Annotated in this window: 14 protein-coding genes; 7 read left to right on the forward strand and 7 right to left on the reverse strand. The window is 62.0% G+C overall.

All coding sequences use genetic code 11. The annotated features are described in order from the left end of the window. Positions 1-69 precede the first annotated feature (69 nt). From OOZ53_RS01935 to OOZ53_RS01955, 5 genes are read right to left on the reverse strand one after another with little or no spacing between them, the layout of a single operon-like run. Positions 70-1,353, reverse strand: coding sequence for an ABC transporter substrate-binding protein (locus tag OOZ53_RS01935; RefSeq protein ID WP_271087608.1), 1,284 nt, complete (start codon positions 1,351-1,353; stop codon positions 70-72). 43 nt (positions 1,354-1,396) lie between these two features. Next, on the reverse strand, positions 1,397-2,320 hold the full coding sequence (locus tag OOZ53_RS01940; protein ID WP_271087609.1) for a 3-hydroxyacyl-CoA dehydrogenase family protein: 924 nt from the start codon (positions 2,318-2,320) through the stop codon (positions 1,397-1,399). A gap of 3 nt (positions 2,321-2,323) precedes the next feature. Continuing rightward, positions 2,324-3,121, reverse strand: a complete 798-nt coding sequence (locus OOZ53_RS01945) for an SDR family NAD(P)-dependent oxidoreductase (protein WP_271087610.1) — start codon at positions 3,119-3,121, stop codon at positions 2,324-2,326. Further along, positions 3,118-3,480, reverse strand: a complete 363-nt coding sequence (locus tag OOZ53_RS01950) for a cupin domain-containing protein (RefSeq protein WP_271087611.1) — start codon at positions 3,478-3,480, stop codon at positions 3,118-3,120. The genes OOZ53_RS01945 and OOZ53_RS01950 overlap by 4 nt, the downstream gene beginning before the upstream one ends. Then, positions 3,480-4,319, reverse strand: a complete 840-nt coding sequence (locus OOZ53_RS01955; RefSeq protein ID WP_271087612.1) for a cyclase family protein — start codon at positions 4,317-4,319, stop codon at positions 3,480-3,482. The genes OOZ53_RS01950 and OOZ53_RS01955 overlap by 1 nt, the downstream gene beginning before the upstream one ends. A gap of 166 nt (positions 4,320-4,485) precedes the next feature. On the opposite strand from OOZ53_RS01955, the gene OOZ53_RS01960 reads away from it, so the two are divergent. Beyond that, entirely contained in the window at positions 4,486-5,247 is a 762-nt protein-coding gene (locus OOZ53_RS01960) for an IclR family transcriptional regulator (protein ID WP_271087613.1), read from the forward strand. Positions 5,248-5,262: 15 nt separating this feature from the next. On the opposite strand, the gene OOZ53_RS01965 is transcribed toward OOZ53_RS01960, so the two are convergent. Both OOZ53_RS01965 and OOZ53_RS01970 read right to left on the reverse strand, forming a co-directional pair. Then, positions 5,263-5,964 carry a glutathione S-transferase family protein gene (locus OOZ53_RS01965; RefSeq protein ID WP_271087614.1) on the reverse strand — a complete coding sequence of 234 codons (702 nt, stop codon included), beginning with the start codon at positions 5,962-5,964 and terminating at the stop codon, positions 5,263-5,265. Between the two features lie 101 nt (positions 5,965-6,065). Next, positions 6,066-6,974, reverse strand: a complete 909-nt coding sequence (locus OOZ53_RS01970; RefSeq protein WP_271087615.1) for a GlxA family transcriptional regulator — start codon at positions 6,972-6,974, stop codon at positions 6,066-6,068. A 108-nt stretch (positions 6,975-7,082) separates the two neighbouring features. On the opposite strand from OOZ53_RS01970, the gene bcoG reads away from it, so the two are divergent. The 6 genes from bcoG to OOZ53_RS02000 all read left to right on the forward strand — a co-directional run bounded on the left by bcoG (position 7,083) and on the right by OOZ53_RS02000 (position 14,402). Then, positions 7,083-7,991, forward strand: coding sequence for a 3-dehydrocarnitine:acetyl-CoA trimethylamine transferase BcoG (bcoG, locus tag OOZ53_RS01975; protein ID WP_271087616.1), 909 nt, complete (start codon positions 7,083-7,085; stop codon positions 7,989-7,991). Next, positions 7,988-9,454 (forward strand): carnitine 3-dehydrogenase, encoded by a 1,467-nt coding sequence (locus OOZ53_RS01980; RefSeq protein ID WP_271087617.1) that lies wholly within the window; start codon positions 7,988-7,990, stop codon positions 9,452-9,454. Before bcoG ends, OOZ53_RS01980 begins: the two co-directional genes overlap by 4 nt. Continuing rightward, positions 9,451-10,611: an acyl-CoA dehydrogenase family protein gene (locus OOZ53_RS01985; protein ID WP_271087618.1), complete on the forward strand. Its 1,161-nt coding sequence runs from the start codon at positions 9,451-9,453 to the stop codon at positions 10,609-10,611. Before OOZ53_RS01980 ends, OOZ53_RS01985 begins: the two co-directional genes overlap by 4 nt. Before the next feature lie 3 nt (positions 10,612-10,614). Further along, positions 10,615-12,642, forward strand: a complete 2,028-nt coding sequence (locus tag OOZ53_RS01990; protein WP_271087619.1) for an acetate--CoA ligase family protein — start codon at positions 10,615-10,617, stop codon at positions 12,640-12,642. Then, positions 12,635-13,420, forward strand: a complete 786-nt coding sequence (locus OOZ53_RS01995; protein ID WP_271087620.1) for a carnitinyl-CoA dehydratase — start codon at positions 12,635-12,637, stop codon at positions 13,418-13,420. The genes OOZ53_RS01990 and OOZ53_RS01995 overlap by 8 nt, the downstream gene beginning before the upstream one ends. A gap of 97 nt (positions 13,421-13,517) precedes the next feature. Beyond that, positions 13,518-14,402, forward strand: coding sequence for a DMT family transporter (locus OOZ53_RS02000; protein WP_271087621.1), 885 nt, complete (start codon positions 13,518-13,520; stop codon positions 14,400-14,402). Positions 14,403-14,432 lie beyond the last annotated feature (30 nt).

Here is a 14,432-nt window from a genome sequence, read left to right on the forward strand (position 1 = left end):
GGATGGTGCGTTTCCCGGACAGGCAAGTGCTCGCCCGTCCGGTTTTCAATCAGGGCGTTGCGCGCCCTCTTAGAGAAGCAGCAACTCGCCGCCGACCGGAATTTCCGTTGCAGTCGAATTGGATGTGATCACCAGTTCGAAATTGCCGGCGCCGCCCTGCCACTGTCCGCCGACCAGCGGTGTCTTGGTGACATTCTTGACCGGGCCGTTCGCCCAGTTCACCGAACCGACAATCGTGTTCAGATTGGTGGTCTTGATCGCCTCGACGATGGCCATGTTGTCGCTGAGATCCTCGGCGCGCCGGATTACATCGGCCGTAACCTCGAAGAGCGCGTGTTTGAAGCCGATCGGCTGCGTCCAGGGGCGGTTCGTCGCCTTGCTGTAACCCTCGGCGAGTCCGCGGGCGCTCTCGCTTGTCAGGCTGGAGTTGAACGGGTGGTTCGGCGACCACCAGACTTCCGATGTCAGCCCGTCGCCGCGTTCGCCGAGCGAATTGATGACGGACGGGAAAAGCAGCGCCTTGCCGATCGTGACGACTTTCGGGCTGAAGCCCTGCTGCGCGGCCTGCGACCAGAAATTGGCGAAATCCGGCGGGATCATATTGCCGGTGACGATCTCGCAGCCGGCTTCCTTGAAAGCCGAGATCTGCGCAGAGAAGTCTTCGGTCAGTGGCTGGTAGCGGCCCGGATCGACCAGCGTATAGCCGGCATCCTTCAGCGGCTTGGGGAAACCGAGCTCCGGATGGCCCCAGGCGTTGCCGTCGGCATCGTTCGGGAACAGACCGCCCACGGTCTTCTTGACGCCGCTCTTGCCCCAGAGATCGAGGAAGACGGCGATGACGTCCTCTAGCCCCCAGAAGAAGTGGTAGGTGTATTCAAACCCGGTCTCCGGATTGCCGTTTCGGCCGAAGAAATAAGGCTGCCAGGGACAGTCCGTCGTAATACACGGCACCTCGTTGACCTCCGCCTGGTCGGCGACGGGATTGGTTGTATCCGGTGTGGAAGCCGCGACGATAATGTCGACTTCGTCGCCGAGGATCAGGTCGGCAGCGACCTCGGCCGCACGGTTCGGGTTGGACTGCGAGTCCTTGGAGATGATCTCGACACTGTAGTCCTTGCCGTCGCCATTGTTGCGCAGGCCGCCGGCGAATGCCGCCTTGATGCCTTCGAGCACAAAATCGTCCGCCTCGGCGAAACCGGCCAGCGGGCCGGTGCGCGGGCTCACGTGGCCAACCTTTATGGTGGGGTTTTGCGCATAGGCCCGGGTGTGGCGCAGGACCGCCGGGGCGGCGATGAGGGCAGCTCCGCCCTTGATCATGGTGCGGCGTGTGATGCCTTTCGTCTTGATCTGCATGTCTTCCTCCCAATATTGCCGGCGCGAAGCCTCCGCCGGCGCGCTAACCCAGGATGGTCTCAAGCTTCCTGAGATGATCGGACACACGCTGTCGCAGAGCGTCTGCGTCTTCGGGTGTCCATTCGTAGAATCCCTCTCCCGATTTCATGCCCAGCCGCCCCCCAGCGACGAGCTTCTCGAGATAGGGTGACGGACGGCCGCTGGCCTCCAGGTCCGACAAGACGTTCTGATGGATCGCCAGCGTCAGATCGGTGCCCACCAGATCCGCATTCGCCAGCGGCCCCAGCACGGAAAGCCGCCGCCCGAAACTGGAATTGATGACAGTGTCGACGGCCGATGCATCGCAGATGCCGTTTTCGACGAGGCTGATGGCCTCGCGCCACAGCGCGTGCTGCAGGCGGTTGCCGATGAAACCCGGCACGTCCTTTTCGACGCGCACCGGCGTCTTGCCGATCGAGGTCAACAGGTCCATGACGCCGCCCATCGCATCTTCCGATGACCATTCGGTGCGAATGACCTCGACCAGCGGGATCAGATGCGGCGGGTTCCACCAGTGCGTTCCAAGCGCCCGCTCGCGGTGCTTCAGCCCGCTGACGATCGAGGTGATCGGAATGACGGAGGTATTGGATGCAAGAATGCAGTCCCGCTGCGCCGCTGCTTCAATGTCGGTAAATATCTGCCGCTTCAGCTCCAGATCTTCCGGTGCGGCCTCGATCACGATGTCGGCGCCGGCAACGCATTCCGCCAGATCGCCCTGCGCCTCGATAAGACCCAGCGCCGCATCCCTTTCAGGCGCGGTATGGCCAAGCTGTTCCAGGCTGGCCGCCGCGCGGGCCGGCAGTGCCTTCAGGCTGTCGGCAAAGGCGTCATAGACGCGAACCTTGTGCCCCGCACGGGCAAAGGCCACCGCGATGCCGTGCCCCATGAGGCCGGCGCCGATGACGGATATGTTTTTCAATCCGCTCACCCGCTAGCCCGCCGTATAGCCGCCGTCGGCATACAGGATGTGCCCGGTATAGAAGTCCGACGCCCTCGAAGCCAGGAACAGGAGCGGTCCTGCAAGATCCTCGGGCTCTCCGAGGCGACCCTTCGGAACGCGACTGAGGAATCCCGTGCGAACCGTCTTGGCGTGGTCAGTATCCTCGAACATCCAGGCGGTGAGCGGTGAGCGGAACACGGTCGGCGCTATGGCATTGACCGTGATGCCCGTTTCGCCCAACTCGCAGCCGAGGGCCTTGGTGATGCCGTCGACCGCGGCCTTGGAGGCACAGTAGGCGGTGTAGCCGTTCGGATGGCCCAGCAGGCCGCGCGCGGAAGAGACGAGCACGATCTTGCCGCCGTCGCCCTGTTTCTTCATCTGCTTCGTCGCGACCTTCGCCAGAATCCAGCTATGCGTCACGTTGGCATCCATGACGCTGGTGAAATCCTCCAGCGGCATTTCGTCGATCTTGGCGACCTTGTTCATTCCGGAGGCAACGACGAGTATGTCGAGCCGGCCATGGGCGGCCACCGCAGCATCGACCATGGCCTGGCACTTTTCCTCGTCGTCCGGCCGGCTGTTCACGACCGTGACACTTGCCGACAATTCACTGCACGCGTCCGCGATCTCCTTGAGGGATTCCGCGTTTCCTGCGGCGAGCACCAGATGACAGCCGGCGTCCGCCAGCGTGCGGGCGGCAACCTGCCCGAAAGCGCCCGTCGCTCCGGTGATCAGCGCGACCCTTCCTTCCACGTCAAAGAGTGAATGGGGATTTCCGAAAGAGCTCATGATTTGCCTCCCGGCGCTGCGCCCGGCGGATAGGGCATGACGACGATCATGGTCACCACGTCATTGCCCTCGTTGCGGATCTCGCGTTCCTCGCCGCCCGGAATGAACACCGTGTCCATCGGACCGGCCACTTCGATCTTGCCCTCGGCCTTCACGGTCAGCTGACCGGAAAGCACGACGTAGACTTTCTCAAGGGGCGAGGCATCGGGCCCCGCCCCTCCGCCAGGGAGAAAATGCGAGCAGCCGACCCAGTAATTCTCGGGGCCGACCTCGGAGAACCCCGCGAGGCGCAGCGATGTACAGGCCTGATGGTTCGGCGCTTCATAAGGCTCGGCTTCGTTAAAGCGCTTGATAAGCATCAGAACGACTCGCCGGGCTCGATCCGGTATTGCTGGCCGCGGTCGATCATGGCAACCAGCCGGATGATGCAGCCGTCGCCGCGATCCCAGTTCCACGGAAAGAACGCGAAGGTGCAGCGCTTGCCGGTCACCGCATCGAGATCGCCGCCGACATTCTCGATGCCCAGGATGCCGGCCTTGAAGATCTTGTTGTGAACCGGCTCCCACTCGGGAAACGCCTCGTCCCAGGCAATGCCGCCGGACCATTCCTTGTACTCATCCGCCAGATGGGGCAGCAGCGGGCCATTGCGGTGCGGGCCGATCGCGGTTGCCAGCGGATGGTCGTTCGCCTGCGTGTCATGGCCGACCACCTTGACGCCTTTTTCAATCATCCAGTCGGCTGCGGAAGGCACCAGTCCGGGGCAATATGGGAAGTAGTCGCCATCCTCATAGTGTTTGTGCCAGCCGGTATTGATGATCAGGACGTCGTTCTTGCGGATCGCGTGGCCGCACGCCTTCTCCAGATCATCGCCGGTGATCTGTTCCCACTTGTTCTTGGGGATGGAAACGACGAGGCCGGTGCCGAAGAAATGCGGCAACGGCACCTCGTCGATGAAGGGCGTGCCCTGCACCACGTGGGCCGGCGCATCAATGTGAGTGGTCACATGCATGGTCGTCGTCAGTGTCTGCGACAAGACGCCGGATTTGGCCATGTAGTGCATGCGCTCGATGCGCACGTCCCGGAAATACGGCCAGTTCGGGCACTGATAACCGTAACGGTGCGAAAGATTATAGAACTCGAGCCCCATATCGTTGTTCAGGTCTTCCTGAAAATCGATGCCGCGGATTGTCACCGTCATGGATAGCCTCCCAAAGCCATTCAGTTGTATTGTTATATGATACATATGCACCGTATTGCGGTCAATACGGATTCGTGCAACAATTCCCTCCAGATGGTAGAAAGATGTGAAAGGGCCGAATCGCCAATGCGGCAGCAGGCCGTTGGAAATCAGCCGGACATGAGAAATGAACGTTCAGACAGTTGAAAAACCGCAATCCAGTCAAGGTGTTCAGGTCATATCCCGCGCCGCGGACATTCTTCGCGCCTTGAAGGATCAACATAAGGGACTGAGCCTCGGCCAGATCGCCGAGCGGGTCAGCCTGCCCCGCTCTACGGTACAGCGCATCGTCAACGCGCTGCAGGCCGAACGGTTTGTCATGGCTTCGTCGGCGGAAGGCGGCTTCCGTCTCGGGCCGGAGCTCCAGTCGCTGGCGGAAGCCGGTCGCATCAATATGGCGGAGGTCATTCGCCCGGTGCTGACGGAGCTTGCCAAACAGACCGGAGAGACGGTTGATCTTGCGGTCTATCGACAGGACCACATGGTCTTTGTCGACCAGGTGGTTGGCACGCACAGGCTGCGGACGGTCTCGGCGGTCGGTGAGACCTTCCCGTTGTCGACCACCGCGAACGGCAAGGCGGCGATGGCACTCTTGAGCGACGATGTGGCGGCAGGCCTGATCGCACGCGAACTCGGCAGCCGGGACGACAAGAAGCGGGTTCTGTCGGACGTCATTCGCGAGGTCGAGGAAATCCGCGAAACCGGAATGGCGTTCGACATCAACGAGCATACGGACGGCATCTCTGCCGTCGGCGCCGCCTTCAGGGACGTCAACGGCCTTGTCTACGCCATCTCAATTCCCGTCCCGTCACACCGCTTCGACGGAAAAAGGGACAAGCTTTGCGCGGCCCTCTCCGATGCGATGGACAAGGTCCGCGCCAGTCTCTGAAAAACCGGCTTATCTCTATTTGTCTGAACGCAAAAGGCTGTCCGCCGACTGGTTGAAGAGCACGTTGTTGTTCTGGGCGTTGTGCTCGCCGCGGTTCTGGCTGGCCTTGTGCAGATCCACCGCCTTGCGCACGGCCGGCCGTTCTTTTATGCGGCCACGCCAGGCTGTCACGTTCGGAAACTTCTCAAGCGACGCGCCGAGCGGCTTGGCGATCAGTACCCATGGAAAGCTGATCATGTCGGCGATAGTGTAGTCACCAAGGATGTAGTCCCTGCCTTCAAGCCGGTTCTCAAGCACAGCGAGATTGCGGTCATACTCGCCGAGATAGCGTTTGAACCCGTAATCCTGTCCCTGCGGCGCGTAATTGCGGAAATGGCTGAGCTGGCCGGCCATCGGCCCCTGATTGCCGGTCTGCCAGAACAGCCATTCCAGCGTTTCCTTTTCGCCGAGCGGCCCGGACGGCATGAAGCGACCGGCCTTGCGCGCCAGGTAGAAAAGGATCGCACCGCTTTCGAACACGGAGACCGGTTCGCCCTCGACATCATTGTCAACGATTGCCGGCATCTTGGCATTGGGGCTGATCTTCAGGAAATCCGGTTCGAATTGCGAACCGCCCGCCAGATTCATGAGATGTGTCTCATAGGGCAGCCCGCACTCCTCCAGCATGATGGCGACCTTCCAGCCGTTGGGGGTCGGCGCATAGAAAAAATCAATCATGATGCGGCTTTATCCTGTTTTGCATTTCCGGGTCCGAACGTTGAAAAACCCGGACCGGCCATATCGGCAGATTACCATCAGATACAAGGGCCCTGTGCAAGTCACACCGCGTTTCGAATGTCCCTTGGGGTCAGCCCGAACTCGGCTGCAAAGGCCCGTGTCATGGCGCTGGGGTTCTCGTAACCACAGCGCAAGGCAATTTCGCTGACAGGCAACCGAGTCTCGTCGACCAGCTTACGGGCGGCCAGAAGGCGGATGCGGCGATAGACGGTTCGCGGCGCGGCACCGAGCTCGCTTCTGAATCGCTGTTCAAGCGCCCGCTGGGTCAGACCGACGCGGCGGGCGACCTTTTTCATCGGCAAAGGCTCTTCCACATGTTCCTGCATGGTGCGCATCGCTCGCTGGACGGCGGGGCTCCGCGCCGCGGCAATCGGTGCGTCACCGGCGGACGCGCTGCCCTGCATCAGAAGCCAGCTGACTTCCAGCCGCAGCGCTTCGCCATGATGCCGGCCGAGCAGTTCGCTCATCAGGTCATAGGTCGCCATGGCGCCGCTGCAGGTGATCCTGTCACCGTCGATGACGAAGCGCTCGCGCCGCGCTTCGACCTCTGGAAAGCTCTCGGAAAACCCTTCCAGCTCCTCCCAGTGGATCGTCGCCGGCCGGCCGTCCAGCAAGCCGGCGGCGGCCAGCAGCCAGCTACCCGTATCCAGGCCGGCAAGCGTTCCGTAACGCTGAGCCGCCGATCGCAGAGCAGCGAGACTCGCCGGCTTTGCCAATGTGCGAAAACCGTAGCTCGGGAGCAGGAACAGGATCTCGCCGCCGGCACCTTCGCGCAGCGACGCGTCAGGCGCGACCGACAGGCCGCTGGAGGCGTTCACCGCCTCCCCGTCAAGCGTCAGAAAGTGCCAGTCGTAAAGTTTGCGTCGCGCCACGTCATTGGCCGCCCGCAGCGGCTCGACGGTGTTTGCAAGGCAGTAATTGGAGAACTGCTCGAAAAGCAGAATTCCCACGCGGCAGGTTCCGGTCTGTGTTTTGAACCAATCTGGCATGATTATAGTCTAATTCTGCATGATGATGAAACGCAAGCGGCGTAGCCTCATGGGAGGAGGTACCACGCCATGCCGCTCGAAATGAATCGCGACGTCTTCATTACCTGCGCCGTCACCGGATCGGGCAGCACGCAGGACCGAAGCCCCAATGTTCCGCGCAGCCCCAAACAGATCGCTGACAGCGCGATCGCGGCCGCCAGGGCCGGGGCTGCAATCGTCCACTGTCACGTGCGCGATCCGGAAACCGGCGCTCCGGCGCGCGACCTTCATCTTTATCGCGAGGTGACCGAGCGGATCCGCGCTTCCGAGGTCGATGTCGTGCTCAATCTGACAGCCGGTATGGGCGGCGACCTGGTTTTCGGGCACCCCAACGCGCCGCTACCGCTGCAGGAAGGCACGGACATGGTTGGCGCGGAAGAGCGATTTGCCCATATTCTGGAGTGCTTTCCTGAGATATGCACGCTCGACTGCGGAACGATGAATTTCGCCGAAGCGGACTACGTCATGACGAACACGCCCGGCATGCTGCGCACGATGGCCGCGATGATGACCGGACTTGGCGTAAAGCCGGAGATCGAAGCATTTGACACCGGCCACCTCTGGTTCGCCAAACAGCTTGTCTCGGAAGACATCATCAAGAGCCCTGCCCTCGTCCAGCTCTGCATGGGCATTCCCTGGGGCGCGCCCGACGATCTCAACACCTTCATGGCGATGGTCAATAACGTGCCTGCAGACTGGCACTGGTCGGCCTTTTCCATCGGCCGCAACGAAATGCCCTATGTCGCGGCAGCCGTTCTTGCCGGCGGCAATGTGCGCGTCGGGCTTGAGGACAATCTCTGGCTCGACAAGGGCAAGCTCGCGACCAATGAAGCGTTGGTGGAACGCGCCGTGACGCTGATCGAGGCGATGGGCGCCAGGGTGATCGGCCCGCAGCAGGTGCGCGAGCGTCTCGGCCTGACCAAGCGGCTTCCCAAATGACCGATACGGCAGCGATCATCGGCGGCGGCGTCATCGGCGGCGGCTGGGCGGCGCGCTTCCTTCTCAATGGCTGGAACGTTCGCGTATTCGATCCGGACCCGCATGCGGAGCGCAAGATCGGCGAGGTGCTGGCCAATGCCCGCCTTGCCCTGCCGCAGCTCTACGACGTCGCAATGCCGGCCGAAGGCGCCTTGTCCTTTCATCCATCCATCGCCGAAGCGGTGGAAGGCGCGACCTGGGTCCAGGAATCCGTACCGGAACGCCTCGACATCAAGCACGGCACCTATCGGGAAATCCTGTCCCATGCCGAACGGGATGCGCTGGTCGGATCGTCCGCTTCCGGCTTCAAGCCGTCCGAGCTGCAGGAAAGCGTTGAACGGCCCGGCCCCATTATGGTCGCGCATCCGTTCAACCCGGTCTATCTGCTGCCGCTTGTGGAACTGGTGACGACCGACGCAAACAGCAAAGAGGACATTGAACGGGCCGAGGCGATCCTGCGCGGCATCGGCATGGCGCCGCTCCACCTGCTCAATGAGATCGACGCTCATATCGCCGACCGGCTCCTCGAGGCTGTATGGCGCGAGGCGCTGTGGCTGGTGCGCGACGACATTGCCACCACCGAGGAGATCGACGATGCGATCCGCTACGGTTTCGGTCTCCGCTGGGCGCAGATGGGCCTGTTCGAGACCTACCGCATCGCCGGCGGGGAAGCCGGCATGAAACATTTCATTGCCCAGTTCGGGCCGTGCCTTCACTGGCCATGGACAAAGCTGACGGATGTCCCGGAACTCACCGATGAACTGATCGAAAAAATCGCATCCCAGTCCGACAAACAGTCGGGCGCCCTTTCGATCCGTCAGTTGGAGCGGCTGCGCGACGAAAACCTCATAGGCATCATGCGTTCGCTGAAAGACCGTGACAGCGCCGCAGGGGCGCTGATCAACGCGCATGAACGACAGATCGCAAGGCCGCTTGCCGGCCACGACGGCGAAGTCGCCGCGCCATTATGCCTTTGGGAAGCGACGGTTCTGCCTTCTTGGATTGACTATAACGGCCACATGACCGAGTACCGCTATCTTCAGGTATTCGGCGACACCACGGACGCACTCCTGCGCATGATCGGCGTAAACCGGGACTACGTCGCCGGCGGTCACAGCTACTACACCGTCGAAAGTCACCTGATGCATCTGGGCGAAGCAAAACTCGGCGACCGACTGACCACCACAACGCAGATCCTGTCCTCGGACGAGAAGCGCATCCATCTGTTCCATACGATCCTTGCCGGCGAGCAATCCGTTGCAACGGCCGAGCAGATGCTGCTGCATGTCGACAACAAGGAAAGCCGTGCCTGCCCCGCCCTGCCCGATGTCAGCGCAGCCATCGCCAAGATCACGCAAAAACATGCCGGAATGCCCCGACCCGATACCGCCGGCCGGCACACCGGCCAAAGGAGGTCCGCATGAATTTCGGTTTGACCGACGAACAGGAGATGATCGTCTCCACGGTGCGCTCCTTCGTCGAAAAGGAAATCTATCCACACGAGGATACGGTCGAACGCTCAGGCGAAGTGCCCGAAGAGATTGCCCAATCGATCAAACAGAAGACGATCGATCTCGGCTTCTATGCCTGCAATTTTCCCGAAAGCGTCGGCGGCGCCGGTCTCTCGCATGTGGATTTCGCCATGGTCGAGCGTGAGCTCGGTCGCGGCTCCATGGCACTGACCCATTTCTTCGGCCGCCCGCAAAACATCCTCATGGCCTGCCGGGATGAGCAGATCGAACGCTATCTGCTGCCGGCGGTGCGCGGCGAAAAGATGGATGCGCTGGCGATGACGGAGCCGGATGCCGGATCGGACATCCGCGGCATGAAATGCACCGCGATCCGCGACGGCGACGATTGGCTCATCAACGGCACGAAGCATTTCATCTCCGGGGCAGAACACGCTGATTTCATCATCGTCTTTGTCGCGACCGGCGAGGATCAGACGCCGAGCGGCCCGAAGAGGCGCATCACCACCTTCCTCGTGGATCGCGGCACGCCGGGCTTCACGATCCGCGAGGGATATCAGTCGGTTTCGCATCGCGGCTACAAGAATATGGTGCTCGATTTCGACAATTGCCGATTGCCGCAAACACAGGTGCTCGGCGACGTGGACGGCGGCTTCGCGGTCATGAATGAATGGCTCTACGCCACTCGGCTTACGGTGGCTGCGATGGCCGTGGGGCGGGCGCGCCGTGCCTTCGATCTTGCGCTTGAGTATGCTGCGGAACGCAAACAGTTCGGCCAGCCGATCGGCAAATTCCAGGGCGTATCGTTCCAGCTCGCCGACATGATCACGGAGATAGACGCGGCCGATCTTCTGACGCTGAACGCAGCCTGGCGGCTCGACGCCGGTCTTCCGGCGAACCGGGAGATCGCCAGTGCCAAGGTCTATGCCACCGAGATGCTCGCACGGGTGACCGACGCGGCCATCCAGATCTTCGGCGGCATGGGGCTGATGAACGATCTGCCGCTGGAGCGGTTCTGGCGCGATGCCCGTGTCGAGCGGATCTGGGACGGCACGTCCGAAATCCAGCGCCACATCATCAGCCGCGATCTGCTGCGGCCGCTGGGAGCCTGAGGGGTGTCGCAGATCCAGCGTCTGTTGCGTCCGCGCTCAATCGCCGTAGTCGGCGGCGGTGCGTGGTGCGAGGCGGTGGTGACGCAAAACCGCAAGATGGGCTTTGCAGGAGACATCTGGCCCGTTCATCCGACGCGCGACACGGTGGGCGGCCTGCCCGCCTATGCGGCCATCGGCGCCCTGCCGGGTATTCCCGATGCGGCGTTTATCGGCGTCAACCGCCATGCGACGATCGAGACCGTTCGGGCGCTCAATGCAGCCGGTGCAGGCGGCGCCGTCTGCTTTGCCAGCGGCTTTCGCGAGACGGCGGACGGGGTCGATCTCCAGTTAGAACTTCTGGAAGCAGCCGGCGATGTAACCCTGCTTGGCCCGAACTGCTACGGCTTCGTCAACTATCTCGACGGCGCGCTGCTCTGGCCGGACCAGCATGGAGGCGCACGAGTATCGCGCGGTGCCGCGATCGTCACGCAGTCCTCCAATATCGCCATCAATCTGACCATGCAGAAACGCAGCTTGCCGCTTGCCTATGTGATTACCGCCGGCAACCAGGCACAGATCGGGCTGGCCGAAATCGGCAGGGCATTGCTGGAGGACAGCCGCGTCAGCGTCCTCGGCCTTCACATCGAAGGGATCGAGGATGTGCGGGCCTTCGAGGCGCTGGCTGCATCGGCGCGAAAACTCGGCAAGCCGGTTGTCGCACTCAAGGTCGGCGACTCCGAACACGCGCGCGCGGCTGCCCTCACCCACACGGCTTCACTTGCCGGTCATTCGGCGGGCGCAACCGCCTTTTTCCGTCGGCTCGGCATGGGTCAGGTCAACACGCTTTCCGAGTTTCTGGAAGCACTGAAACTGCTCCACGCAACCGGCCCGCTGGCGTCGAGACGTATCGCATCGATGAGCTGTTCGGGCGGCGAAGCGGCGCTGATCGCGGATGCTGCGCATCGCCACGGCCTCGAATTCCCGACTCTTTCCGCCCAGCAGGAAGCAAGGCTGCGCGACCTGCTTGGCCCGCTGGTGACGCCGGCGAACCCGCTCGATTATCATACGCAGATCTGGCGCGACGAGGCGGCGCTCACCGAGACATTCTGCACCATGGCGGAAGGCACGCACGCACTGACGCTCCTGGTGCTCGATTTTCCGCGCGGAGACCGGTGCGATCAATCGGACTGGGACCGGCTGGTTTCTGCCACTCTGGCGGCGCGCGACAGGGCCGGTCGCGATTTCGCGGTCGTTTCGAGCCTTCCCGAGAATATGCCGGAAGACATCGCAAATCGGCTTCTGAGCGGCGGCGTTGTACCGCTGAACGGTCTGGAAGAAGCCTGCGCGGCCATCCGCTGCGCGGCGGACGCCGAAACAAAACCCGAATACGCGCCCGTGCTGACCGCACCCGCCCCGTCTTCCCCGCGAACGCTGAGCGAGGCCGATGCAAAGGCCGAGCTTGCACGGTTCGGAATTGCCGTCCCGATGGCACAGTCGGCGAAAACGCCTGAAGAGGCCGCGATTGTGGCCGACGAATTGGGATTTCCCGTCGTTCTGAAAGGCGAAGGTTTCGCCCACAAATCCGAGCAAGGTGCCGTTGTTCTCGGCCTTTGGACCGCGGCCGCCGTCGAAGATGCCGCGAAAAATATGTCAGCCGAGCGATTTCTGGTCGAGCAACAGATTCTCGGAGGCGTGGCCGAACTGCTGATCGGCATCGTGCGGGACGATGCGCACGGCTTTTTGCTGACCATCGCCGCCGGGGGGACGCTCACGGAGCTGCTCAAGGACAGGCAATCGCTGCTTGTTCCGGCATCGCCGGAGATGATTGGGAACGCGCTTGATGCGCTAAGAATTGCGCCGCTGCTCAATGGATACAGGGGCGCGCCGGCGGCGTCCCGTTCGGCTATCGTCTCGGCGATCATGGCCGTTCAGGACTATGTTATCGCCAACGCCGACGGGCTTGCGGAAGTCGAAGTCAATCCGCTGCTTTGCGGCCCGGACTTCGCCATTGCCGCCGATGCGCTGATATCAAGGGAGGATGCCCATGTCTGATGCTCCAATCAGGACCCGCCGTGAGGGCGGCATATTGGAAGTGACGCTCGACCGGCCGAAGGCCAATGCCATCGATCTCGCCACCAGCCGCATCATGGGCGATGTGTTCGCGGAATTCCGCGACGACCCGGATATGCGCGTTGCCATAGTCACCGCCGCAGGTGAAAAATTCTTTTGCCCGGGCTGGGATCTGAAAGCGGCGGCTGGTGGCGACGCCGTTGACGGAGATTATGGTGTCGGCGGCTTTGGCGGCCTGCAGGAACTGCCCGGTCTCAACAAGCCGGTCATCGCGGCCATCAACGGAATTTGCTGCGGCGGCGGGCTGGAACTGGCGCTTTCCTGCGACATGATCCTCGCAGCCGAACACGCCACCTTTGCACTGCCGGAAATCCGCTCCGGAACCGTTGCCGACGCCGCATCGATCAAATTGCCGAAGCGCATCCCCTACCACATCGCCATGGAGATGCTCTTCACGGGACGCTGGCTCGATGCCGAAGAGGCGCATCGCTGGGGTTTCGTCAATCGCATCACCACAAAGGAAGCCCTGATGGACGAGGCATGGAAACTCGCGCGGCATCTGGAAGCGGGGCCTCCGCTGGTCTTTGCCGCCATCAAGGAGGTGGTCCGAGAGGCGGAAAACATGAAGTTTCAGGATGCGCTGGACAAGATCACCAGCCGGACTTTCGAAACGGTCGACACACTTTACGGTTCAGAGGATATGCTTGAGGGCTTCAATGCATTTTCAGAGAAGCGCGATCCCGTCTGGAAAGGCCGCTAGCGCAGAACGCTTGCCATGGCGGCAATCATCGCGCAGTTTGGCTTTTGCTCATTGAGGGGCCCGAGGGCTGCCGTTCGGAGCAGTACGGATTGGGACGATGGGCGGTAAGCTTTCACCGATTGATTATATGATGGGCGTTGCCGTTGCGCTTGTCTGGGGCATGGGCGTCGTCTTTGCCAAGGCCGCCATCGACCAATTCCCGCCCATTCTCCTGATGGCGTTCCGCTTCGCGGTCACCGCGCTGGTGCTTGTCTGGTTCGTCAAACCGCCGGTCGGTCAGTTTTTGAAGATCTTCTCGATCGCTCTCGTCTCGGCTGCCATCCAGTACAGCCTGACATTCACCGGCCTTGTCGGGATCGACGCATCGATCGCCGCTCTTGTGGTCCAACTCGAAGTGCCATTTCTGGTTCTGGTCGGCGCAGTCGCATTCCGGGAGAAAACCAGCCTGCGCAAATGGTTCGGCATAGCGATTGCCTTTTCAGGCGTCGGGCTCATTGCCGGTGAGCCGAAGCTTGGCGCTGCCTGGCTTTCGATCCTGCTGGTGGTTGGCGGCGCATTTTCCTGGGCGCTGGGTCAGGCCATGGTCCGGACGCTTCGCGACATGAACGGGATGGCGGTCACCGCCTGGGTGGCCGTTTTCGCAACGCCCCAGCTTCTGGTCATGTCACTCATATTCGAGGGCGGGCATTGGGAGGCCGTCCAATCGGCCGACTGGATTGTCTGGACGGCGGTGCTTTATCTCGGTGTGGTCATGACGGTCATCGGCTACAGTCTGTGGTATTCGCTGGTGCGCCGGCATCCGCTCAACCAGGTCGCTCCCTTCCTTCTGATGCTTCCGGTGTTCTCGATTGCCGGCGGCGCCCTGTTCCTGGGAGAGCGCCTGACATTTCAGGTCATGATCGGCGGGGCCGTCGTCATCGCCGGCGTCGCCTTCATCCTCACCGAACGATCGCGCCCGGAACCGGTGACTGTCGAACGCTGAAGGACGGGCGTTTCACCGGCCGCGCCGCGC

Origin of the sequence: Allohoeflea poritis (assembly GCF_027889715.1) — a bacterium.
GTDB classification, from domain to species: domain Bacteria; phylum Pseudomonadota; class Alphaproteobacteria; order Rhizobiales; family Rhizobiaceae; genus Hoeflea_A; species Hoeflea_A poritis.